Source organism: Pseudomonas sp. ICMP22404, assembly GCF_006227205.1.
GTDB lineage: Bacteria > Pseudomonadota > Gammaproteobacteria > Pseudomonadales > Pseudomonadaceae > Aquipseudomonas.
Genome location: NZ_VCNG01000005.1, coordinates 278,954 through 302,826, shown reverse-complemented (window position 1 = coordinate 302,826; position 23,873 = coordinate 278,954). Strand labels below are relative to the sequence as shown.

Below are 23,873 nucleotides of genomic sequence, written 5' to 3'. Positions count from 1 at the left end.
AAACCGATACAGCTCGGCACTATTCTTCGAGTCCCACCCAAACTCAGGATTTGAGCACTTCCATGCCCGACGATATCTACTATTACGAACCCGCCAACGGCCATGGCCTGCCTCACGATCCATTCAACGCCATTGTCGGCCCACGTCCTATCGGCTGGATCTCTTCCCAGGACGCCGAAGGCCGCCTGAACCTGGCACCCTACAGTTTCTTCAATGCTTTCAATTACATCCCGCCGATCATCGGTTTTTCCAGTGTCGGGCGCAAAGACAGCCTGAACAACATCGAACAGACTGGCGAATTTGCCTGGAACCTGGCCACACGCCCGCTGGCCGAACAGATGAACCAGAGCTGCGCGATGGTCGCGCCCGAGGTCAACGAATTCGAACTGGCGGGCTTGACGCCAGCGCCGTCACAGGTGATCCAGGTACCACGGGTGGCCGAAAGCCCAGTGTCCTTCGAATGCAAGGTCACCCAGATCATTCAGTTGCAACGAGCGGACAAGGGGTTGGTGCCGAGCTGGCTGATCCTCGGCGAAGTGGTTGCGGTGCATATTGCCAAGTGGCTATTGAAGGACGGGGTCTACGACACAGCCGCCGCCGAACCGATCTTGCGCGGTGGCGGACCGGCGGATTACTTCCAGTTGGGGCCTGAGGCACTGTTCAAGATGCATCGCCCAAAGTAAGCATGTGCACAAGCTCCTGTGGTGAGGGGATTTATCCCCTCGCCACAGAAAAGCTCTATTGGTTGAGGGTCACCAGAGCAACCCACCCTCCTCGTCGACGCCCTTGAGATGGGTCAGCTGCACAGCGGCAGCTTCATCCGCCTTGGTAGCCGTCTCGAAACGCTGCTTCTCAAGTACCTTGTTGAAACGCGGCGCACCCGAGCCGCCGATGGCTTTAGTGGCGATAGCCGCATGATAACCGCCACCTTCCCGGGGCATGACGGCGGAAACAGCTTCAAAGGGTCCAAAGACTTTACGTGCCATATTGCGCATCCTGGCAATGAGAAATGGCAGCCATTAAACCTTCATCCGGCCAGTTTGTGTACCGTTGCCAGAGTCGCCTGGGGGGCGGACACATCCCTGAAGGTATGAAAATCCAGGCTGCTCACCACCAGATCCTGCACCAGCTCAGCGAAAATCCCCATGGCCGGGGAGTTGAAGTACGCATCCATCGCCTGCTGATCGACCCAGAGCCCGGACATCAACCACAAGTCGGCATCGCATTGCGATTGCTGCAGCGCGAAGTGCACGCAGCCGGGGGCTTGGCGCGAAGGCGCGATGAGTTTACTCAGGCGCGCGCCCAATGATTTGGAGCTTCCGGCGCGGGCCCGCACAAAAGCCATGTGACTGACGGGGATCTGTGTAGACATGTTCAACCCTCCCAGGTCATCCATTGTGCAGCCGGGGACAGCTGCGACAGGGTTGAAGGTTAAGCGCCGCGACGCCAGGTCCGTTAGTCGATTTCTGCCGACGCCTTGCACAATCCTGCGTAAAAGAGGGTGGCAACACTGCGACGCCCCGGCAGGAACCGGCTAATTTGAGACGAAAGATTTCAAGCAAGTTTCGACGGCATTGCAACGTTCTGGCGCGGCAGCCATGCAGGATCAGGCAAGCTTTCAACAGGATGTGACTACCACCGTGCCTTGCACAAACATAAGCTTTGTCCATCGCTCCTATTTCCGAGGATCCTGGCATGTCGCCGCTCGACCACGCCCACGTCCCCCTGGACCCACATCTGGAACAACAACGCGCCGAACTGGCGTCGATCATCGACCGTAATACCCGCGAAGACGGCAGTTACGTCACGGCCATCGGCTCATTGAATCTATCTCGCCACAGCAAGCCCCATAAATTTTCCCCGGTGCTGGCGCAACCGGCGCTGTGCATCATGGCCCAGGGCAGCAAACAGGTGCGGCTGGCGGACGAACTGTTCAACTACGACCCACTCCATTACCTGGTGGTCTCGGTGTCGATGCCGTTGAGCGGGTGCATCGCCGACGTTTCGCCCGAACACCCGATCCTGGCCCTGCGCCTGGACATCGACCCTGCGGAAATCACCGCGCTGATCGCCGATGCCGGCCCGCTGGGCGTGCCGACACGCCCCGCCGGTCGTGGCCTGTATGTCGAACGCCTGGACACGTCGATGCTCGACGCGGTGCTGCGCCTGGTGCGCCTGCTGGACCACCCCAAGGACATCGCCATGCTCGCGCCCCTGGTGCGACGGGAGATTCTGTACCGCCTGCTGCGCAGTCCCCAGGGCTACCGGCTATACGAAATCGCCGTCGCCAACAGCCAGAGCCATCGCATCGGCCAGGCGATCAAATGGCTCAACTGTCATTTCGAACAGCCCTTGCGCATCGACGACCTGGCCCGGGAAGTGAACCTCAGCGTCTCGACCCTGCATCACCGTTTCAAAGCCATGACCGCCATGAGCCCGCTGCAATATCAGAAACAATTGCGCTTGCAGGAAGCCCGGCGGCTGATGCTGGCCGAAGGGCTGGAAGCTTCGGCGGCGGGGTATCGGGTGGGTTATGAAAGCCCTTCGCAGTTCAGCCGCGAGTACAGCCGGCTGTTTGGCGCACCGCCGTTGCGGGATCTGGCGCGGTTGCGGTTGACGGTTTGATTGGCCTTTTGCGTTGGCTGTGCCGGCCTCATCGCGAGCAGGCTCGCTCCCACAGGGGGGACGCATTCCAATGTGGGAGCGAGCCTGCTCGCGATGGGGCCAGACCAAGCCCCCACTTTTCCAGATCAAGCCTCCAGCAACCGACACGCATCTGCCGGCAGGGTCACCGACACCGCGTGCCCGATGCCCAGGTCCATTCCCTGGCAAGGCGTACTCAGCGCAGTGAATGAAACCCCGGAACACTCCACCGTGGTCTCGATGGTCGCGCCAATGTCACGCACGAATGTCACCTTGCCCAGCAAGCGGTTACCCGCCGTGGCCTGGGGGGTAGACAGTTGCACGTCTTCCGGGCGCACCAGCAACTTGATCTTCTCGCCAACAATCGGGCTACGGCTGGCCGGTACGTCCAGCACATCCCCGCCCGGCAGGCCGACACGCCCGCTGCCCAGCGTGGTCGCAGGGAAAATATTACCCGAGCCGATGAAGTCGGCGACGAACTCATTGGCTGGATGCCGATAGATCTCGATCGGCGTCCCCACCTGCTGCACCCGGTGCTCGCCCAGCACCACCACGATATCGGCCATGGTCATGGCCTCGCGCTGGTCGTGGGTCACCAGGATGGTGGTGATGTTCAGCCGCTGTTGCAGCTGGCGGATTTCCACCTGCATCGACTCACGCAGCTTGGCGTCGAGGGCCGACAGCGGTTCGTCCAACAGCAGGATTTTTGGCCGTGCGGCAATCGCCCGGGCAATTGCCACGCGCTGACGCTGGCCACCAGACAGTTTCGCCACGGGCCGGTCGATCATGGCCTGGAGCTGAATCAGCTCCAGCAGCTCCACCACCCGCGCCTGCTGCTCGGCCTTGCCCACGCCGCGCAGTTTCAGTGGATAGGCAATGTTCTCGCCGACGGTCATGTGGGGAAACAACGCCAGCGATTGAAAGACCATGCCGAAGTTGCGCAGGTGCGCCGGGGTATGACCGATGTCATCGCCATCCAGGCGGATCTCACCGCCGCTAAGGCTTTCCAGGCCGGCGATCATCCGCAGCAGCGTGGTCTTGCCGCAGCCCGAAGGCCCGAGAAAACAGACCAGCTTGCCTTCCGGCAAATGCAGGTTCACATCCTTTACCGCGCAAGCCGAGCTGTAATGTTTCTCGACGTTTTCCAGTATCAGTCCAGTCATGTCTTCACCTCGAAATCAAAAGGAAACGCCGCCCTCGCCCACCAGCTTCTCCAACGCCCAGATCAGCACGAAGTCGATCAGCACGATGAGCACGGCAAACGAAAAAACGGTGGGGTCAAGCGACGACACGGTGCGGCTGTACATCCAGATCGGCACGGTCATGACGTCGACGGTGTAGAGAAAATAGGTCACGGTGAATTCGTTGAACGAGACAATGAATGCCAGAAGCATTCCGGCGAGGATGCCCGACTTCATCAACGGCACCACCACATCGACGATGGCCCGCTGCGGTGAGGCCCCGAGCATCCGCGCGGCTTCCTCGACTTCGCTGCCGATGCCGAGCATGGCGGCGGTGCAGTTCTTCACCACGAACGGCAAGGCAAGGATGACGTGGGCAATGACCAGCCTTGAGGTGGTCATCTGAAACGGCAGGCTGTCGAACACCAACAGCAAAGCCAGACCCAGCACCACCATGGGGAACACCAACGGCAGCGACATCAATTGCAGCGCCACGGCCTTGCCCCGGAACTCACAACGGGTCAGTGCATAGGCCGCCGGCACCGCGATCAGCGTGGCGAAGATCATGGTCAGGCACGCCACCAGCAAGCTGGTGCCCATGGCCTGGCCCAGGCTCAGTACATCGCTGGTATCCGGGGAGACGAAGGTCTGCCAGGCGGCCCGATACCATTGCAGGCTGTAGCTGCTTGGCGGGAAGTCCAGGTTCGCCGCGCCGCTGAAGGACATGACGATCATGGTCAGGATCGGCAATACCGCCAGCAACAGAATGAGACCCGACAGCAGCCCCGCGATCCGACCGGTCTCACCGGGCAACAGCGACTGGCGTTTTTTACTCAACGCGCTCATTGAGAAGCCTCCAGCATCCGCCGACGGCGGCCGGTGAAATATTCGGACAGGGTCATGATCAGCAGCGTGGTGACGATCAACACCACCCCCGCGGCGGACGCGGCCGGCCAGTTCATCAACGGGGCAATCTGGTCATGGACCATCACTGCCAGCATCGGCACTCGCCTCCCGCCCAACAACAGCGGTACGACGAAGCTGCTGGCGTTGTAGGCGAACACCAGGGTCGCGCCGGTGATGATGCCGGGCAGGCTCATGGGCAACACCACTTGGCGAAACACCTGGAAGCGGCTGGCGCCGAGGGTGGCGGCCGCCTCCTCGTAGCTGCGGGCCACCCCGCGCATGGCGCTGGCGATGGGCAACACGGCCAGGGGGAATGCGGTCTGGACCAAGCCCATCAGCACGCCGTTCTGGTTGTACAGCAACATGATCGGTCGCTTGATCAGGCCCAGGCCCATGAGCGCCTGGTTGAGCATGCCGGCCGGGCCGAGGATCACCAGCCAGCCGTAGCTTTGCAGCAGCAGGTTGACCAGCAGCGGCAACAGCACCGCCGCCAGGAACACCCGCCGCAGCAATGGCGAGGTCAGGCGCGACATGGTGTAAGCCACAGGGATCGCCAACAGCACGGTGATCACCGCGCTGATCAGTGCCAGGCGTAAGGTCAGCAACAGGGACTTGAGGTAATAGGGCTCCAGCAATTGCCCATAACTGGCAAGGCTGAACCCACTCCACTCCGCGCCCTTGGTGCCGACGCTCATGCGCAGTACCAACAGACTGGCGGCAATCAACACGCCCAGAAACAGCATCGACGGCGACAGGAAAAACCACGCCCGCGTCGTGGGCGAAATACTCCGGCTGGAACGCATTGGCGCAACGCTCTGCGGATGAGTTAACGGTTGGTGTTCCATGGCAAGGTCTCGTCAGTGGCAAACGACAGCACAAACACAACTTTTCGGTGGGAGCGGGCCTGCTCGCGAAGATGCTTGCACAGCCAGCATCTCCCTCAACTGACCCACCGCTATCGCGAGCAGGCTCGCTCCCACACTGGTTCTCGGGTGGCTCACAGATCCCGCATCCCCCCTATTCCGCTGTGGGAGCGAGCCTGCTCGCGATGACGCCGGCACAGCCCACATCTCCCTCAACTGACCCACCGCTATCGCGAGCAGGCTCGCTCCCACACTGGATCGCGGGTAGCCCACAAATCCCGCATCACCCCTATTCCCCTGTGGGAGCGAGCCTGCTCGCGATGACGCCGGCACAGCCCACATCTCCCTCAACTGACCCACCGCTATCGCGAGCAGGCTCGCTCCCACACTTGGATGTCGAGCGGGCCCGGCATCCAGTTCAGGAAGAGAAAATTTCCGTGTACCGGCGGATCCACTGGTCGTGCACCGTCGCCAGGAAGGCGTTGTCGTGCATGATCGCTTTGTCGGCGATTTGCTCCGGGGTGAGGATGTACGGGCTCTTGCGCGCTTCGGCGGAGATGATGGCCTTGGCGTTGACCGGGCCGTTGAAGATGTCTTCGGCCATCTTGCCCTGCACCAGCGGGTCGAGGGAGTGGTCGATGAAGGCGTAGGCCAGGTCGGTGTCGCCCGGGCGGTTCTTGGGCATGACCGAGAGCATCAGGTCGGTGTAGAAGCCTTCCTTCATACCGAACGTTGCTCCCAGACCATAGGCCGGGTCGCGGATCTGCTTGGGGAAAAACGCCGGCGCATACAAACCGCCCATGTCCAGGGAACCGGTACGGAACAGTTCGGCGATCTGGTTCGGGTTTTCGCCCAGGGTCACCACCCGTTCCTTGAGCTCGGCGAGTTTCTTGAAGCCCGGTTCGATGTTGTGTTCGTCACCGCCGGCCAGCTTGGCGGCGATGATGATCAGGTCCATGGCCTCGGTCCAGTTCGGCGGCGGCAAGAAGATATTCGGCGCCAGGTTCGCGTCCCAAAGCGCGGCGTAACTGTCCGGTGCCTGTTGCAAGGTGCGGGTGCTGTAGACCAGGCTGTTGCACCACAACAGATAGCCGATGCCATGACCACCGGCACCGGTGCGGTAATGCTCCGGCACGTCCACCAGGTTGGGGATGCGGTTCAGGTCCGGCTTTTCCAACAGGCCCGCCGCAGCCAGTCCCTCGGCGCCGACGCCGGCCAGGGTGATGATGTCGTACTGCGGCCGGTCGCCACCGGCCTTGAGCTTGGCGACCATTTCCGAGGTGCTGCCGGTGCGGTCGGCGATGACCTTGGCCCCGGTCTTGGCCTCGAAGGTCGCGGCGATGTTACGCAGCGCCGCCAGCCCGGTGTCGTCGGACCAGGTCAGCAGACGCAGGGTCTTGCCGACGAACCGCGTATCGCTGGCCCGGGCGCTGATGAAGGGCACGCTCATGGCGGCGGCCGCGACCGACACTACGCTGGCGGTCTTGATGAATTGACGTCTGTTCAGATCATGCTTGCCCATGGAGGACTCCCTTTGTTCTTCTAGGTATGAGGTGGCTGTAACCATTGCGCCCTAGCCGTTCGAGATCGACCAAAGCCCCGTGCCGCAAGGACTTTGTCGTCGTCGAAGGCCATCCTGGGGTTGCACAAAATCCCTGACTATCGAAAAAAACTCATTGAAGCCATGTCCCTGGCGCATGCCTTTTTTCGAGGCATGCGCGACCCGATAACGTGCTGTCAGACCGCCCGGATCACATGCTTGATTTCCTGGAATGCCGCCAATCCCCAGGGTCCCAACTCGCGGCCCAGACTGCTCTGCTTGTAGCCACCCCACGCCGCCTGGGGAAAGATCACCTGGGGCGCGTTGATCCACACCAGGCCCGCCTGCAAAGCGTTGGCGACCTGCTCGGCAGCGTCGAGATCACGGCTGACCACGCTGGCCACCAGGCCGAAACGGCTGTCATTGGCAAGCGCAATGGCCTGTTCCACGCCGCTGAAACGGCGCACGCACAGCACCGGTCCAAAAATCTCCTCGCACCACAGCGCACTGTCTGGGGGCACGTCGGTGAAGATCGTCGGCTGAAGAAAAAAGCCTCGCGACAGATGCGTCGGGCGCTGGCCGCCGCACACCAGCGTCGCACCCGCGCTCACGCCCCGGTCGATATGCCCCAGCACCCGTTGGTATTGCGCCTGATTGACCAACGCGCCCATTTCCACGTCGGGATCGAACGGATAGGCCACGCGAATCGCCTCGGCGCGGATCCTGAGCCGCTGCAGGAAGTCGTCGGCCAGCTCATCAGCGACCAGCACCCGACTGGTGGCCGAGCACATCTGTCCGGCATTGAAGAAGCCGCCACCACAGGCCAACTCCACGGCCAGTTCCAGATCAGCATCGGCCAACACCAGCAGAGACGATTTGCCGCCCAGCTCCAGGCTCACGCCCTTCACCGTTTCCGCCGCCCGTTGCATCACCTGCACACCCACCGCGTTGCTGCCGGTGAAGGAAATCTTCGCCACCCGCGGATCGGCGGCCAACGGCGCCCCCACGGCCAGGCCAGTCCCACAGATCAGGTTGAAGACCCCATCGGGCAAGCCGCAGTCAGCGATGATCGAGGCCAGCTCCAGCTCCGGCAACGGCGTGACCTCAGAGGGTTTGAGCACCACGCAGCAGCCGGCGGCCAGGGCCGGTGCGAGTTTCCAGGCGGTGGTGACCATCGGGAAATTCCACGGCACGATCAAGCCGACCACACCGCAAGGTTCGCGACGCAGGCGCGCGCTGAAATCATCGCTGGGCAAGGCCAGCGAACTGTCCTGCCGGATGTCCAAGCCTTCGGCCAGCTCGGCGTAATATTCGAAGGTCGCCACCACATCATCGACATCGATGGCTGCCTCGAACAGCGGCTTGCCGTTGTTGCGCGATTGCAATTGCATCAACTGCGCGCGACCGGCCTGCACGCCAGCGGCGATACGACGCAGGATCGCGCCGCGCTCGGCCCCCGTGGTTTTCGACCATGGGCCAAAGGCCTGGGTCGCGGCGTCCAGGGCTTGATCGACCGCGCGTTCATCACCGCCATGAACAGTGGTCAGCAATGCCTCGGTCGCCGGGTTGATCACCCGTAAATACTGCTCACCGCGAAACCACTGGCCGTTGATGTACAGCCCTTCCAATGCTGTGGGAAGAGTCATTGCGACACCCCGCTCATCCAACGCGCCTGATCGATTTCGATCAGCGTCGGACCTTGTCGGTCGCTGGCCGCGAGCAGTGCGGTATGCAGTTGCGCCACATCATCGACGGCTTCGGCAGCGCAGCCCAAGGCCTTGGCGACACCGATGAAGTCCGGGGTATAGATGTCCACCCCCACCGGTTCGATGGCGCGGTTGACCATGTATTTCTTGATCTCTTCGTAGCCTTGGTTATTCCACAGCAGCACAATCACCGGCACCCGCGCTTCCACGGCGCTGGCCAGCTCCGGCAGGGTGAATTGCAGGCCACCGTCACCGATCAGGCACACCACCGGGGGGCGACCATGGCCCTGGTTCTTGCCGCCAAGCCAGGCGCCAATCGCCGCCGGCAACGCATAGCCGAGGGTGCCGTAGCCGGTGGACGAGTTGAACCAGCGCCGCGGACGCTCCGGGTTGAACGTCAGGTTGCCGGTGTACACCGGTTGGGTGGAGTCGCCGACGAAGACCGCCTCAGGCAGCGTTTGCAGAACGCTGTCGAGAAAAGCGCTCTGGGCGCGGACCGCAGCGTCCCAACTGCCTTCCAGCTCGGCACGCAACCGGGTAGCACGAACAGCGCCCCAATCGTTGCTGCGCTCGGCCAAAGGTTGCCGGTTCAACTCGTCGAGCAAGGCCCGGGCGGCGGTGCGGGCATCGGCCACCAGCGCCAGGCGCGGCGGATAGTTGCGCACGGTCTGGTCCGGGTCGATGTCGATGCGCAGCAGCGCACCAGGGAGCTCGAAGCCCCCGGCAAAAGTGATGTCGTAGTCGGTTTCGGCCAGTTCGGTGCCGATGGCCAGCACCACATCCGCTTCGGCCACCAATGTGCGGGTGGCCACCAGGCTCTGGGTAGAGCCGATCAACAAGGGATGACGGGACGGCAGCAAGCCCTTGGCATTGATGGTCAACGCCACCGGTGCGCCCAGGCGTTCGGCCAGTTCGGTCAATTCGGCGGCGGCGTCGATGGCGCCACCGCCGGCCAGGATCAGTGGCCGTCTGGCCGAGGCCAGCATCGCCGTCATCTGTTTCACCGCGCCCGGCGCGGCGCCGGCGCGATCGACGCTCACAGGCATACTGGCGAGCAAGGCATCGGCGTCTTCGACCAGCACGTCCAAGGGGATTTCGATGTGCACCGGCCGCGGCCGCCCGGCCTGGAACACGGCGAAGGCCCGGGCCAATACGCTGGGCAATTCAGCCGCGGACATCAGCGTGTGGGAAAACGCCGCGACCCCGCCCACCAGCGCAGCCTGATTCGGCAACTCATGCAACTTGCCGCGCCCGCCACCCAGCTGGCTGCGCGACTGGACGCTGGAGATCACCAGCATCGGGATCGAATCGGCGTAGGCCTGGCCCATGGCAGTGGTGATATTGGTCATGCCAGGGCCGGTGATGATGAAACACACGCCGGGTTTGCCGCTGACGCGGGCGTAACCGTCGGCCATGAAGCCTGCGCCCTGTTCATGGCGCGGCGTCACGTGGCGAATGCTTGACCGGGCCAGCCCGCGATACAGCTCGACGGTGTGCACGCCGGGAATGCCGAACACCTGCTCCACGCCATAGCCTTCGAGTAACTTGACCAATACTTCGCCGCACGTTGCCATTGCCACTGCCCTTCTTTCTTGTCTTGGAATGGGCTCATTGAACGGTCAGGCCATAGCGGCAACAATGGATAAAAAGTCATACTAGCCATGTCCTCACGTCATGGCTTGGATCCAAATGAAACGACTCCCTCCGCTTCCAGCGCTGCACACGTTTCTGATCACGGCCCAATGCTGCAACTTCACCCGGGCCGCCGAACAGTTGCACATTACCCAGGGCGCGGTGAGTCGGCAGATCGCCGGGCTGGAGGATCATCTGGGCTACGCGCTGTTCCAGCGCCAGGCCCGCGGCCTGACCCTCACACCTGAAGGGACGGCGTGGTTGCCCCGGGTGCAGCAGGTGTTCCGCTTGATCGGCGATGCGGTGGAGCAGATTGGCGAGAAGCGCCAGACCCTGCAACTCAAGGCACCGACCTGTGTGATGCGCTGGCTGCTGCCACGCTTATTGCAATGGCAGAAGGAACGGCCGGATGTGCCGGTGGAGCTGACAACCACCGTCAGGCACGGTGTGGACTTCCAGCGCGAGGGCTTCGACGCGGCCGTGGTCTATGGCCCGCCACCCGACACCTCATTGGCGTGCCTGCATCTGTTCGATGAGCAACTGACGCCCGTCTGCTCCCGCCCGGTGCTGGACGGCCCCGTGCCGCTGCGTGAACCTGCCGACCTGCAGCAACACCTGCTGTTGCACCCGACCCGCGACGAGCGCGATTGGACGGCCTGGCTGGATGCCGCCGATGTGCACTTGAGCAATGTCAGCAAGGGCCAGCATTTCGAAACCCTGGATCTGGCGATGTCCATGGCCTCACAGGGCACGGGCGTGGCGATAGGTGACTGGTCGCTGATCGGCGATGACCTGAGCGCCGGGCGGCTGGTGATGCCGTTCGAACTGAAGGTCAGAACCGGGTTGGGTTATCACCTGGTGTTCCCGCGCAAGACCCAGGCGTCGGGGCCGTTGCAGGAGTTGATGGGGTGGTTGGTGGAGCAGGCCCGGGCCCGGTGAAGTCCTGCAGATACTCCTTTGTGGCGAGGGGATTTATCCCCGCTGGGGCGCGAAGCGGCCCCAAGGCAGTCGACTCAATCTATCTGATGCACCGAGTCGCTTGGCTTTAGGGCTGCTTCGCAGCCCAGCGGGGATGAATCCCCTCGCCACAGGGATCTCTACAACCTTCGACCTCTATCAGAGCAGATTCGGCGCCTGCGTCGGTTCGACCTGCGCCCAATGCGAGGTGTCTTCGCGATGCTGTTGCAAATAGGGCAGCACCGCCCCCAGCAACGGCTCCTTGAACGCCTCCTGGAAACGATGGGCCAGGCCCGGGATCAATTTCAACTGGCTGCCGCGGATATGCGCCGCCAGATGGACGCCGTGCATCACTGGCAATAACGGGTCGGCGGTGCCATGGACCACCAGGGTCGGCACTTGCAATTGATTGAGCAGTTCGACCCGGCTCGGCTCGGCCATGATCGCCATGATCTGGCGTTTCACACCTTCGGGGTTGAACGCCCGATCATAGGCGACAGCAGCCTGATGCAGCAGCGCCTGGCGATCATCGATCACCAGGGGACTGCCCAGGGCAGCCAGCAGGTCAGCCTGCTGTTCCAGCGCCACCTCGCGATTCGGCGCACTGCGGCGTGACAGCAATCGCACCAGCGTTTCGCTGGGCGCCGGCAAGCCGGCCGCACTGGAGCTGGTCATGATCAGGGTCAGGCTTTCGACCCGCTGCGGCGCCATGGCGGCCATGTGCTGGGCAATCATGCCCCCCATGCTCGCCCCCAGCAGGTGAAAGTGCTGCACGCGCAACGCATCCATCAGTCCCAGCCCGTCATTGGCCATGTCAGTGAGGGTATAGGGCGCGTCGACCGTCAAGCCCAGTTTGTAGCGAAGCGCTTCAAAAGTCAGGTTGGCGCTACCCGGTGCCTGCCGCCAGGTGGATAAGCCCACGTCCCGGTTGTCGTAGCGGATCACCCGAAAGCCTTGCTCGCACAGGGCAACCACCACTTCATCCGGCCAATGGATCAATTGCCCGCCCAGCCCCATCACCAGCAACAAGGCCGGATCGGAGGCACGGCCAATGCTCTGGTACGCCAGGCTTACCTGATCCAGATCGACCCGTTGGGTCGGGACGTTGACATCACAACGAGACGCCGCAATCGACGGCAGGCCGAACAACAGGACGGCCAGGAAAATGAACACACGCATGAAGAAACACCAAAACGCAGAACCCCAGTAGAGCGCGAGTCTGATGAAATTCGTTCAAGCGCGCTGCCACAGTTGCGTGACAGTTTGATGAAGATTGCCGAGTGGTTCCTGCGGTGTGAGTTTTCTGTGGGAGCAAAGCTTGCTCGCGATGGGGCCAAGTCAGCCAACAATGATATTGGCTGGTCCGCCGCCATCGCGAGCAAGCTTTGCTCCCACAAGTTTCCTCAGCACTCACAGGTACAGCCAAGCTCCGCAGTTACTCAGGCCCACTGCCCACGCAACTGTCGCGCCGCCGCCACCATGTTCACCAGCGCCGCTTCGGTTTCCGGCCATGCCCGGGTCTTCAGGCCGCAGTCGGGGTTGATCCACAGGTGCCCGGCGGGAATCCGCTTCAGGGCCTTGCTCATCAACCCGACGATCTCGGCCGTGTCCGGCACCCGCGGCGAGTGGATGTCGTAGACGCCCGGGCCGATGTCGTTCGGGTAGTCGAACGCTTCGAAAGCCTCCAGCAGTTCCATGTCCGAGCGTGAGGTTTCAACGGTGATGACGTCGGCATCCATGGCTGCGATGGCCTGGATCACGTCATTGAATTCGCTGTAGCACATGTGGGTATGGATCTGGGTTTCGTCACGCACACCCGACGCACTCAAGCGGAAGGCTTCCACCGCCCAGTCCAGGTACTCCTGCCATTGCCCGCGTCGCAGCGGCAGGCCTTCGCGGAAGGCGGCCTCGTCGATCTGTACGATGCTGATCCCGGCCGCTTCCAGATCCACCACTTCGTCACGCAGGGCCAGGGCCAGTTGCTGTGCCTGGACCCGACGCGGCAGGTCTTCGCGGGGGAACGACCACATCAGCATGGTCACAGGGCCGGTGAGCATGCCCTTCATGGTCTTGTCGGTCAGGTTTTGCGCGTAGCGGATCCAGTCGACGGTCATGGGCTTCGGCCGGCTGATGTCGCCGTAGATGATTGCCGGTTTCACGCATCGCGAACCGTAGCTCTGCACCCAGCCGAAACGGCTGAAGGCATAGCCGTCCAGTTGCTCGGCGAAGTATTCCACCATGTCGTTGCGCTCGGCTTCGCCATGGACCAGTACATCCAGCCCCAGGCGCTCCTGAATCTGCACGGCGTGGCGAATTTCGGTGTGCATGGCGTCCTGATAGTCGTTGGCCGACAGCTTGCCCTGCTTGTAGGCCTGACGCGCCAGGCGAATCGCCGGGGTCTGCGGGAAAGAGCCGATGGTGGTCGTGGGAAAGGCCGGCAACTTCAGACGGGCCCGCTGCTGTTCGATGCGCAGGGCAAACGGCGAACGCCGCTGGCTGTCCTGGGGCTTGATGGCCGCCAGACGGGCCTGGACATCGGGCTTGTGAATACGCGTCGAGGCCGCGCGGCTCGCCTGCACCTCGCGGCTGGCGGCCAGCGCCTGTTGCACACCGGGGGCTTGCGGATCGTTCAATGCGTCACGCAGCACCGCCACTTCACCGCACTTCTGCACCGCGAAGGCCAGCCAGTGCTTGAGCTCGGGGTCGAGCCGGTCTTCACGCTCCAGGTCCACCGGGCTGTGCAGCAACGAGCACGACGTGCTGACCCAGAGGTTGTCGCCAAAGCGCTCCTGGGCCGGTTGCAACTGCGCCAGAGCCTGTTCCAGCTCGCAACGCCAGACGTTACGGCCATTGACCAGGCCCACCGAGAGAATCTTGTAGGTCGGCAAGCGGTCCAACACCTGGCCCAGTTGCTCCGGCGCGCGTACCGCGTCGATGTGCAAACCGTCCACCGGCAGGCTCACGGCCAGGCCGAGGTTGTCTTCCAGGCCACTGAAATAAGTCGCCACCAGTTTCTTCAGCGGCGAATACTGGAGGATGTGGTAGGCCCGCTCGAAGGCGCTCCGCCAGGCCAGGGGCAGGTCAAGGGTGAGGATCGGCTCGTCGATCTGCACCCACTCCACGCCCTGGGCCTTCAGGCGATTGAGGATTTCACCGTAGACCGGCAGCAGGCGTTCCAACAGGTCGAGCTTGTCGAAATCCTGCCCTTTGGCCTTGCCCAGCCACAGATAAGTCAGCGGGCCGATGATCACCGGTTTGACCCGATGCCCCAAGGCATGGGCCTCGTCCACTTCATCGAACAGTTGCTCCCAGCTCAGGGCAAAAGTCTGGTCGACGGAAAACTCCGGGACCAGGTAGTGGTAGTTGGTGTCGAACCACTTGGTCAGTTCCTGGGCATGTTGTGTCTGGCCGTGGTTGGCATCGCAGCAGGCCGGCGTGGCGCCACGAGCCATGGCGAACAGGGTGTCGAGGGTCGGCCGGCCCTGCGGGTTCAACGTGTTGCGGAATCGCGCCGGAACCGCGCCCAGGGTCAGGGTGTGGCCAAGCACCTGGTCGTACCAGGCGAAGTCCCCCACCGGCAGCAGGTCGATCCCGGCGTCTTTCTGCAATTGCCAGTGCCGGGCCCGCAGTTCACGACCGACGCTCTGCAACGCGGCCGGCGCCAGGTCGCCCTTCCAGTAGGCTTCGAGGGCTTTCTTCAGTTCGCGGTCGGCGCCGATGCGGGGAAAACCGAGGGTGTGGGCCAGGGCCATGGTAAGAGTCCTCCTGTAAAAGATGACGCCATTGTCGACAGCTGACTCTGCATGAGACAAACTCAACCTTTTCGTGTTGATCACAAGTTTTACTCATGGAGCAATTCCGGTGCTTGAACTCCGCCACCTCAAGACCCTGCACGCCCTGCGCGAAGCCGATAGCCTGGTAGAAGCCGCCGAACGCCTGCACCTGACCCAGTCCGCCCTCTCCCACCAATTCAAGGAGCTGGAAGAACGTCTGGGGATGCAGTTGTTCGTGCGCAAGACCAAACCGGTGCGGTTCACCAGCGCTGGTCTGCGCTTGCTGCAGCTGGCCGACGCCACCCTGCCATTGCTGCGCAGCGCCGAGCGGGACATCGCGCGGCTGGCAGGAGGGACCGCCGGGCGCTTGCACATGGCAATCGAATGCCACAGCTGTTTCCAGTGGCTGATGCCGACCATCGACCAGTTCCGCGACGCCTGGCCGGAAGTCGAACTGGACCTGGCTTCGGGCTTCGCCTTCGCCCCGCTGCCAGCCCTGGCCCGTGGCGACCTGGATCTGGTGGTGACGTCCGACCCACTGGAACTGGCGGGCATCACCTACGTGCCGCTGTTCACCTACGAAGCGATGCTCGCCGTGGCCAACCAGCATCGATTGGCAAGCAAACCCTATATCGTGCCCGAAGACCTGCTCAGCGAAACCCTGATCACCTACCCCGTGGAACGGGATCGACTGGACATCTTCACCCGCTTCCTCGAACCGGCCGACATCGAACCGGCCCAGGTCCGCACGTCCGAACTGACGGTGATGATGATGCAGTTGGTAGCCAGCGGCCGTGGCGTCTGCGGCATGCCCCACTGGGCCCTGCATGAATACAGCTCACGGGGTTATGTGAAAGCCAAGCGGCTGGGGGAGAAAGGCCTGTTCGCCACGCTGTACGCGGCGGTTCGCACCGACATGCTCGATGCACCGTACATGCGCGACTTCCTGTTGACGGCCAAGGACACTTCGTTTTCCACGTTGGATGGGGTCAGTGCCGTTCGGTGATACCGGGGCACCGCTATCGCGAGCAGGCTCGCTCCCACAGGGGCTGCGTTGGCCTCACTGTCTGTATGCACACACATCCAAATGTGGGAGCGAGCCTGCTCGCGATGGCGCCTTAGAGCTCGCGCCACATATGGATTTTGTCGAGATACTCGTCGTCCACCCGTATCGCCATCGGCTCCAGGCCGTAGAGCACGAAACCGCAGCGTTGATAGAGCTTGAGCGCCGGATCGTTGCCCGCGGTGACGGTCAGTTGCACCAGGCGCAGGAAGGTATGGCGACGGGCTTCGTCAAGCGCGGCCTCCAGCAGTTGCTGGCCAAGCCCCTGGTGACGATGGGTATCGACGACGTACATGCCAAACAGCGTCGCCTTGTGCCGGGCTTTCTGTCGGGCCTCCAGGGACAGGCCGACGATACCGGCCAGTTCCCCCTCGACGAACGCCCCCAGCACCACGTCAAGCCGGTTGGTCAGGCGAGACTCCCACCAATTCATGGGCATCGTCGCCCGCTCGCTGACGCTGGAGGTGAAGGCCTGCGGATGCAGCCCGTAGGCCTGGAGCATCAGCTCGCGATAGGCCGGTGCATCGCCGGCCCGCAGCCGTCGGATGCTCACGCGGCTCGCCGTTGCTCAAGCATCAGCCGCAGCGCCAGCGCACCCAGCACAAAGCCCATGAAATAACGCTGCACCGCCAGCCAGGTGGGGTTGTGGACAAACCACGAGGCAATGCCCGCAGCGAACAGGGCGATCAGCAGGTTGACGCTGAAACTGACGCTGATCTGGACCAGCCCGAGGATCAGGCTCTGGGTGAACAACGACCCATGTTCCGGGCTGATGAACTGGGGAAATACCGACAGGTAGAACACCGCGATTTTCGGATTCAGGGCACTGGTGAGAAAGCCCATGGTGATCAGCTTGCGCGTCGAGTCCGCGGGCAACTGCTGGGCCTGGAACGGCGAACGCGCACCTGGCTTCACGGCTTGCCAGGCCAGCCACAACAGGTACAACGCACCGGCCCATTTCAGGATTTCATAGGCCATGGGCACGGCCAGGAATACCGCCGTCAGCCCCACCGCCGCCGCGAACACATGCACGAAGAACCCCGCCACCACCCCCAGCAAAGAGGTGACCCCGGCCTTGCGGCCCTGGCAGATCGAACGAGAAATCAGGTAGATCATGTTCGGCCCGGGCGTGAGTACCATCAACAACGCGGCGGCGGCAAAAACCAGCAGGTCCGGCAGGGGAATCATGTGTCAATCCTTGAGGCGTGGGTTCGAAAGGCCTGTAGTCCGATAGAACGGCAGGATCACCTCGCCTGTCAACGGGGCCAGCGACAATCCGCTATCGCCGGCCGGGTCGATCCAGCGAACTTCTTCAATTTCGGCAGCGGGCGAAACCGCAGCATCGATGTTCAGCAGGAACACCTGGGCCTGGACGACAAAACCCGGCTCGTTGGCGGCCGGCGCGCTGAACGGGCCCAGGTAGCGGGCCTGTGCCGGATCGATTGTCAGCCCCAGCTCTTCTTCCAGCTCCCGGGCCAGGGCCTGAATCGGTTGCTCATGGGGCTCGATCTTGCCGCCCGGCTGCATGAAGGCCCGGGTACCGCGCTTGCGCACCAGCAGGGTTCGACCGTCCGGCCCGATCAGCAGGGCGGCGGCGATGTGGATGAGGGGAGTGGTCATGGATGATCGGCCTTGGCGGAAAAATGCCGGGGGAGATTACAGACCTCAGAGGCTGGAGCAAAGCCTGCCCCACGTGCACAAGCAACACCAATCCCTGTGGGAGCGAGCCTGCTCGCGAAGGCGGTGTGTCAGTCAACTGCTCAACAGCTGATGCGCCGCTTTCGCGAGCAGGCTCGCTCCCACAGGGGGATTCGAGTCGCCAGTCAGGCTTGGATCACCCCAACATCGGCTTCGGCGCCGAAGGATCCAGTTCTTCCTCGGGGATCTTGACGAACACGCTGTACCGGGCCCCTTCCATCGCTTCGAAGGCGATGAGCTTATCCACCAACGGTGCACTCAACACTTTGCCGGCATTGAGCAACAGCATGCCGTTGTCGGCGTTGAGGTTGCGGGCCAGGACCATGCCGGCCGCAAGTTCGCGGGTGGTCATGACCTTCACCGTCGGGTCGGACAGGGTCACGTCCTCCAGGTATTCGGCACAGGCCTTGATGAAGTCCTCCACCATGTCCGGATCGTACAGCTTGCCGGCGTATTTGCGGATGTAGACCAGCGCCTCGTCGCTGTTCATCTGCCGTTCGAGAATCAGCCCGCGCTGCAGTTCGATGAAATCCACCGCCAGTTTCAACAGCCTGGAACCGAACGGAATCGCCTCGCCCTTGAGGTGATCCGGGAAGCCGCTGCCGTCCCAGCGCTCCTGGTGATGGAGGATGATGCGCGCCGCGTCCTTCATCGGGTCCAGGGTCATCAGCAGCGATTCGCTCTGTTTCGGATAGGAGCGATACAGATCCAATTCGTTGTGATGCAGCAGGTCAGCCGGCGTGACCATCATGTTATCGGTCCAGCTCAGCTTGCCGATGTTGTAGAGCGCGGCGGCCATGGTCAGGTCGCGATCGGTGGACTCGTCGAGAAAGTGCAGCCGACTGTAGACCCGGATCAGTTCGATGATCTGCCGGTTGGTCTGCTTGGCCTTGGGCAGGCGCAAGTTGGCGATCAGCGAGAACACCTCGGTGCCGGTCACATAGCTGCGCTTGAGCTCTTCATAGGCCAGGTCGAGCATGTCGGCGGTCTGCTGCAGCTCGGCGGTGCGTGACGCCACGCGCTTTTCCAGGGTGGCGTTGAGGGTCTTGAGTTGCTGGTTCTGCTCGCGGTTCAGCGCTTCGAGGCGCTGGCGTTCGTTTTCGGAATGCTGATGGGCCAGGGCCTGGCGCAGGGCCTGCACCAGTTCATCGTCGTTCCAGGGCTTGCTGAGGTAGCGATACAGCCCCCCCTCGTTGATGGCCTTGGTCATCATGTCCACATCGGCATAGCCGGTGAGCAGGATGCGCAGGGTCGACGGATAGAGTTTGCGGATCTGGGCCAGCAGCGTCGCACCGTCCATGTTGGGCATGCGCGCATCGGTCATCACCAGGTCGACTGGCCGTTCCTTGAGGATTTCCAGGGCCTTGGCGCCGCTGTCGGCCAGCAGGATCTCATAGGGCTGGCTGCGCAGTAACCGGCGCAGGCTATTGAGAATCGACTCTTCGTCATCAACCAACAGCACCGTCGGCTTCGTGACCGGAACGTCCGGCGATTGATCTTCCATTGCTACCCCCCTCCTATAAGACGACAACCGTTCTACCTTACCCCCAAAAGACAGGCTAGTAGATTGCGTAAATTTAGGCACGATTTGCCATCACTGACCAAGCGCATCCCGATCAGACGACTATGCTGTACCCCATGAAGGGCCAAGTACAGGCCAGAATACTCATGCCAGCGAAAGGGATATCAGATGTACCCACGGTTCGGTAGTCAGCATCACCTCGGTGCACGGCCATGAGCCTGCCCCTGGAAAGAGCCAATCGGCGGATCCTGATCGTCGACGATACCCTGACGATCCATGAGGACTTTCGAAAGATCCTCAGTCCCCAGGCACCCGCCGAAGACAACCTGAGCAGTGCCGAAGAGGCCCTGTTCGGCGCGCCGGTCGCGGTCGTCAGCCAGAGTTTCGTGCTTGATTCGGCCTTCCAGGGCATGGAAGCCCTGAACAAGGTCGAGACCGCACTGGCCCAGGGGCAGCCCTATGCCATGGCGTTCATCGACATGCGCATGCCCCCTGGCTGGGATGGCCTGGAAACCATCGAAAGGCTATGGCGCGCCGATCCCAAGCTGCAAGTCGCGCTATGCACCGCTTATTCGGACTATTCCTGGGAAGACATCGCCGAGCGTCTGGAACTGGGCGACCGCCTGCTTATCTTGAAAAAACCCTTCGATGCCATCGAAATTCGCCAGATGGCCAGTACCCTGACCGTCAAATGGCAGATGACCGAAGACGCGGCGCTGAAGATGGACATGCTCGAACACGCGGTGGAGGAACGCACCCGGGAACTGGCCGACGCCAACATCATCGTGCAGAACAGCCCGACCATCCTCTATCGCTTGCGGGGCGAACCGCCGTTCCCGTTGATGTACATCTCCCACAACATCACCAAGTTCGGTCATGTCGCCGGGCAACTGGTCAGCTCACCGGACTGGGCACAGGTGCTGATCCATCCCGACGACCAGTCCAAGGTCGACGACGCCATGGTTCGCGTGCTGGATCGCGATACGGCGGGTGCGTCCATCGAGTTCCGCATGCGCACCGGCGACGATACGTACCGCTGGGTGGAGAACCGCTACATCCCGGTGCGCAACGAGCAAGGCCTGTTGCTGGAGGTGGAAGGCATCATCCTGGATATCACCGAACGCAAGCTGGCCGAGGAAAAAATCGCCCTGCTGGCCCGTACCGATGGCCTGACCGGGCTGGCGAACCGCGCCACGGTGATAGAACGGCTGCACCAGGCATTCGCCGCCGCGCGCCGGGGGGCACCGGCGTTCGCGATGTTCTACCTGGACCTGGACCACTTCAAGCGGATCAACGACACCCTGGGCCATCCCATCGGCGACCTGCTGTTGCAGGAAGTCGCCAGGCGCATCAAGGACTGCACCCGGGAAAACGACGTGGTCGCACGCCTGGGCGGTGACGAGTTCGCCATCCTGCAACTGGATGTCCACGAACCCACCCACTGCGCCGCGCTGGCGGCCAAGATCCGCGATACCCTGGTGGTGCCCTACTCCCTGGACGGCAACGACGTACGGATCTCCGTGAGCATCGGTATCGCCCTGTACACGCCGCAGACCCTGAGTGCCGACAGCCTGATGGCCCAGTCCGACATGGCCCTGTACCGCTCCAAGGAAAAGGGCCGCAACCAGTACCACTTCCATAACGAGGAGATCAACCAGGAGGTGACGGACCGGGTCGCCCTGACCAACGACCTGCGCCAGGCCATCGAAAACCAGGAGTTGCACCTGCATTACCTGCCGGAAGTCGACCTCGGCACCGGCAAAATCCTGGGCATGGGCGTGCAGGTACGCTGGAAACACCCCGAACGGGGCTGGCTGGAACCATCGGCGTTCATGCCGGCGGCGGAAAAAACCGGGCTCATCATTGCCCTCGGGCATTGGGTGCTGGATCAAGCCTGCCAGCAGATGCGCCAATGGCGTGACCAGGGCATGGCCCCTCCGGTCATTGCCATCGACCTGTCCCTGACCCAGCTCAAGACCGGGCCGGAACTGATCTACGATGTCCTGCGGACCACCGCCCGCTGGGAGCTGGCCCCCTGGGACCTGCGCTTCGATGTCACCGAAGCCACCCTCGCCCAGACCAAATGGACCCACAACGACGTATTGCCGCGCCTGTGTGAACTGGGGGTACAGGTGGCCATCGATGATTTCGGTACCGAGTATTCCTCGTTCGATTACCTCAAGACCTATCGGGTCAATCACCTGAAACTCGCCCAACGCTTGCTCGACAGCGCCAACGACGACCCGGGCAACGCCATGACCCTGCGGGCGATCATCAACTTTGCCCGGGACGTGGGCATCGGCATCATTGCCGAGGGCGTCGAGACCCAGGAGCAACGCACCACACTGATGTCCACCGGCGGAGAGATGCAAGCCCAGGGGCACTATTTCAGCACGGCGGTGGACAGCGGCCAGGCCGCCGAACTGCTCAAGGCCGGCACCATCGTTCCCGTGGTGGATCACTGGACCCGGCCGGCGAGCCAGCTATCGGAGAGCAACCCATGAACCCCATGTCGGTACCTGCCAACCGGCGGATCCTGGTGGTGGACGATACGCCGGCCATCCATCAGGACTTCCGCAAGATCCTCAGCCCCGGCAACGGCAGCGATGATTCGCTGGACGACACCGAGAGCCTGTTGTTCGGAACGCCCCAGGTCAACCGACTGCAATTTCAGATCGACTCGGCCTATCAGGGCGAAGAAGCCCTGGAGCTGGTCAAGCGCGCCCAGGCCGAAGGCCAGCCCTATGCACTGGTGTTCGCCGACATGCGCATGCCGCCGGGCTGGGACGGCCTGCAGACCATCGAGCGTTTGTGGCAAGCCGACCCGCGGCTGCAAATCGCCCTGTGCACGGCCTTTTCGGATTACACCTGGGAAACCATGGCCGAACGCATCGAGTTCGATGATCAACTGCTGATCCTGAAAAAACCTTTCGACACCCTGGAAATCCGCCAGATGGCCAGCGCCATGACCTGGAAATGGCAACTGGCCCAGGATGCGGCGAGAAAGATGCGCAGCCTGGAACGCACGATCGAGGAACGGGTCCAGGAATTGCTCAAGGTGTCTCACCTGCTGCAATACGACGTGCTCACCGAATTGCCCAACAGCATGTTGCTCGGTGATCGCCTGACCCAGGCCATGGCCCAGTGCCGGCGCCATGACCGGCAGCTGGCGGTGATGTTCATCGGCCTGGATCGCTTCAAGCGCATCAACAATGCCCTCGGCCATCCGGTGGGCGATGAGATGCTCAAGCGCGTGGCACGTGCGCTGGCGACGGTGGTACGTGAATCCGACTCGGTGTTTCGCTACGGTTCCGATGAGTTCGTGGTGGTGCTGGGGGACATCGCCGATCCGCAACAGATCAAGGGCGTGGCGGAAAAGCTGTTGGCGGCCGTCAACTCGCCCCAGCCCATCGAGGGGCATGACCTGAGCGTCACCGCGAGCCTGGGGGTCAGCGTGTATCCGGCCGACGGTTTCGACGCCGTGGCGCTGATCAAGAAAGCCGAGACAGCGATGCGCAACGTCAAGGAAACCGGTCCCAACGACTACCGTTTTTTCACCGAAGACATGAACCGCCGGGCCCGACAGCAACAGACCATCGAGTCCGGTTTGCGACTGGCCCTGCAACGCAAGGAGTTCGTGCTGCATTACCAGCCCAAGCTGGACCTGCGTAGTGGCAAGGTGGTCGGCGTCGAGGCACTGGTGCGTTGGGACCGACCAGGCCATGGGCTGGTCCCGCCATCGGATTTCATCCCGGTGGCCGAGGACAGCGGGCTGATCGTGCCACTCAGCCAATGGGTACTCCAGGAAGCCTGCCAGCAGGCCTGCACCTGGCAAGCCCAAGGCATGCGGCCGCTGTACCTGTCGGTCAACGTCTCGGCCATCGATTTTCGTCAACGGGGTTTCGTCGAAGGCATCGCCCGCACCCTCAAGGAAACGGGACTGGACCCGACACAGTTGGAACTGGAGATCACCGAAAGCGTGTTGATGCAGAACATCGATACCACCGTCGCCATCCTCAAGGCCATCAAGCAACAGGGAATCCGGCTGGCCATCGACGACTTCGGTACCGGCTATTCGAGCTTGAGCTACCTGCAGAAATTTCCAGTGGACGTGCTGAAGATCGACCAATCGTTCGTCGGTGACCTGAGCATCGACAGCAACGACGCCAAGCTGGTGAGCACCATCATCAACCTCGGCAAGGGCCTGAACCTGCACATCATCGCCGAAGGTGTGGAAACCCGCGAGCAGTTGGAGTTTCTCAAGGTCCACCAGTGCGAAGAGGCCCAGGGGTATTACTTCAGCAAGGCGGTGGAGCCGCTAGCCTTTGTCCAGTGGATGGCCCAGTGGGAACGACGTCCGAATCCGTTTTCGTGAAACACCCATCAACC

The 23,873-nt window shown here is 62.4% G+C and carries 20 protein-coding genes; 6 read left to right on the top strand and 14 right to left on the bottom strand.

Features of this window, described 5'->3' with window-relative positions; genetic code table 11:
• The first annotated feature begins 62 nt into the window (after positions 1-62).
• Positions 63-683, top strand: coding sequence for a flavin reductase family protein (locus tag FGE05_RS12065; protein WP_139645156.1), 621 nt, complete (start codon positions 63-65; stop codon positions 681-683).
• 69 nt (positions 684-752) lie between these two features.
• Here the strand turns inward: FGE05_RS12065 and FGE05_RS12060 are convergent, their stop codons facing one another.
• Together FGE05_RS12060 and FGE05_RS12055 are read right to left on the bottom strand one after the other, a co-directional pair.
• Entirely contained in the window at positions 753-986 is a 234-nt protein-coding gene (locus FGE05_RS12060) for a hypothetical protein (RefSeq protein WP_139645153.1), read from the bottom strand.
• Positions 987-1,027: 41 nt separating this feature from the next.
• Entirely contained in the window at positions 1,028-1,372 is a 345-nt protein-coding gene (locus tag FGE05_RS12055) for a putative quinol monooxygenase (RefSeq protein WP_139645151.1), read from the bottom strand.
• Between the two features lie 323 nt (positions 1,373-1,695).
• On the opposite strand from FGE05_RS12055, the gene FGE05_RS12050 reads away from it, so the two are divergent.
• Positions 1,696-2,625: an AraC family transcriptional regulator gene (locus FGE05_RS12050; protein WP_139645149.1), complete on the top strand. Its 930-nt coding sequence runs from the start codon at positions 1,696-1,698 to the stop codon at positions 2,623-2,625.
• A 125-nt stretch (positions 2,626-2,750) separates the two neighbouring features.
• Here FGE05_RS12050 and FGE05_RS12045 read toward each other — a convergent pair whose 3' ends face one another.
• The 6 genes from FGE05_RS12045 to FGE05_RS12010 all read right to left on the bottom strand — a co-directional run bounded on the left by FGE05_RS12045 (position 2,751) and on the right by FGE05_RS12010 (position 10,413).
• Positions 2,751-3,806, bottom strand: a complete 1,056-nt coding sequence (locus FGE05_RS12045; RefSeq protein WP_139645147.1) for an ABC transporter ATP-binding protein — start codon at positions 3,804-3,806, stop codon at positions 2,751-2,753.
• Positions 3,807-3,821: 15 nt separating this feature from the next.
• Complete coding sequence (locus tag FGE05_RS12040; protein WP_024780938.1) at positions 3,822-4,670, bottom strand: ABC transporter permease; 849 nt, start codon at positions 4,668-4,670, stop codon at positions 3,822-3,824.
• Complete coding sequence (locus FGE05_RS12035) at positions 4,667-5,575, bottom strand: ABC transporter permease (RefSeq protein ID WP_139645145.1); 909 nt, start codon at positions 5,573-5,575, stop codon at positions 4,667-4,669. The genes FGE05_RS12040 and FGE05_RS12035 overlap by 4 nt, the downstream gene beginning before the upstream one ends.
• A gap of 436 nt (positions 5,576-6,011) precedes the next feature.
• The gene (locus FGE05_RS12020; protein ID WP_139645141.1) at positions 6,012-7,115 is read right to left on the bottom strand and encodes an extracellular solute-binding protein; all 1,104 of its coding nucleotides are present in this window, start codon (positions 7,113-7,115) and stop codon (positions 6,012-6,014) included.
• A gap of 215 nt (positions 7,116-7,330) precedes the next feature.
• A complete protein-coding gene (locus tag FGE05_RS12015; protein WP_139645139.1) occupies positions 7,331-8,779 on the bottom strand; it encodes an aldehyde dehydrogenase family protein in 1,449 nt (482 codons plus the stop codon).
• Entirely contained in the window at positions 8,776-10,413 is a 1,638-nt protein-coding gene (locus FGE05_RS12010) for a 5-guanidino-2-oxopentanoate decarboxylase (RefSeq protein ID WP_139645267.1), read from the bottom strand. The genes FGE05_RS12015 and FGE05_RS12010 overlap by 4 nt, the downstream gene beginning before the upstream one ends.
• Before the next feature lie 115 nt (positions 10,414-10,528).
• Between FGE05_RS12010 and FGE05_RS12005 the strand changes: the two genes are divergently transcribed.
• Entirely contained in the window at positions 10,529-11,410 is an 882-nt protein-coding gene (locus FGE05_RS12005; RefSeq protein WP_139645137.1) for a LysR substrate-binding domain-containing protein, read from the top strand.
• A gap of 177 nt (positions 11,411-11,587) precedes the next feature.
• Here FGE05_RS12005 and FGE05_RS12000 read toward each other — a convergent pair whose 3' ends face one another.
• Together FGE05_RS12000 and metE are read right to left on the bottom strand one after the other, a co-directional pair.
• Positions 11,588-12,607: an alpha/beta fold hydrolase gene (locus tag FGE05_RS12000; RefSeq protein WP_139645135.1), complete on the bottom strand. Its 1,020-nt coding sequence runs from the start codon at positions 12,605-12,607 to the stop codon at positions 11,588-11,590.
• Between the two features lie 260 nt (positions 12,608-12,867).
• A complete protein-coding gene (gene metE / locus FGE05_RS11995; RefSeq protein WP_139645133.1) occupies positions 12,868-15,180 on the bottom strand; it encodes a 5-methyltetrahydropteroyltriglutamate--homocysteine S-methyltransferase in 2,313 nt (770 codons plus the stop codon).
• A 109-nt stretch (positions 15,181-15,289) separates the two neighbouring features.
• On the opposite strand from metE, the gene metR reads away from it, so the two are divergent.
• Entirely contained in the window at positions 15,290-16,207 is a 918-nt protein-coding gene (gene metR, locus FGE05_RS11990; RefSeq protein ID WP_139645131.1) for a transcriptional regulator MetR, read from the top strand.
• Between the two features lie 112 nt (positions 16,208-16,319).
• Here the strand turns inward: metR and FGE05_RS11985 are convergent, their stop codons facing one another.
• From FGE05_RS11985 to FGE05_RS11970, 4 genes are all read right to left on the bottom strand, one after another.
• Positions 16,320-16,817, bottom strand: a complete 498-nt coding sequence (locus FGE05_RS11985) for a GNAT family N-acetyltransferase (protein ID WP_139645129.1) — start codon at positions 16,815-16,817, stop codon at positions 16,320-16,322.
• Positions 16,814-17,452 carry a LysE family translocator gene (locus FGE05_RS11980; RefSeq protein WP_139645127.1) on the bottom strand — a complete coding sequence of 213 codons (639 nt, stop codon included), beginning with the start codon at positions 17,450-17,452 and terminating at the stop codon, positions 16,814-16,816. Before FGE05_RS11980 ends, FGE05_RS11985 begins: the two co-directional genes overlap by 4 nt.
• Before the next feature lie 3 nt (positions 17,453-17,455).
• Positions 17,456-17,884, bottom strand: a complete 429-nt coding sequence (locus tag FGE05_RS11975) for an NUDIX domain-containing protein (RefSeq protein ID WP_139645125.1) — start codon at positions 17,882-17,884, stop codon at positions 17,456-17,458.
• A gap of 214 nt (positions 17,885-18,098) precedes the next feature.
• Positions 18,099-19,466 carry an HD domain-containing phosphohydrolase gene (locus tag FGE05_RS11970; protein WP_139645123.1) on the bottom strand — a complete coding sequence of 456 codons (1,368 nt, stop codon included), beginning with the start codon at positions 19,464-19,466 and terminating at the stop codon, positions 18,099-18,101.
• A gap of 230 nt (positions 19,467-19,696) precedes the next feature.
• Here FGE05_RS11970 and FGE05_RS11965 point away from each other — a divergent pair, with 230 nt between their 5' ends.
• Both FGE05_RS11965 and FGE05_RS11960 read left to right on the top strand, forming a co-directional pair.
• Positions 19,697-21,988 carry an EAL domain-containing protein gene (locus FGE05_RS11965; RefSeq protein WP_139645121.1) on the top strand — a complete coding sequence of 764 codons (2,292 nt, stop codon included), beginning with the start codon at positions 19,697-19,699 and terminating at the stop codon, positions 21,986-21,988.
• Positions 21,985-23,859 carry a GGDEF and EAL domain-containing protein gene (locus tag FGE05_RS11960; RefSeq protein WP_139645119.1) on the top strand — a complete coding sequence of 625 codons (1,875 nt, stop codon included), beginning with the start codon at positions 21,985-21,987 and terminating at the stop codon, positions 23,857-23,859. The genes FGE05_RS11965 and FGE05_RS11960 overlap by 4 nt, the downstream gene beginning before the upstream one ends.
• The last annotated feature ends 14 nt before the right edge of the window (positions 23,860-23,873 follow it).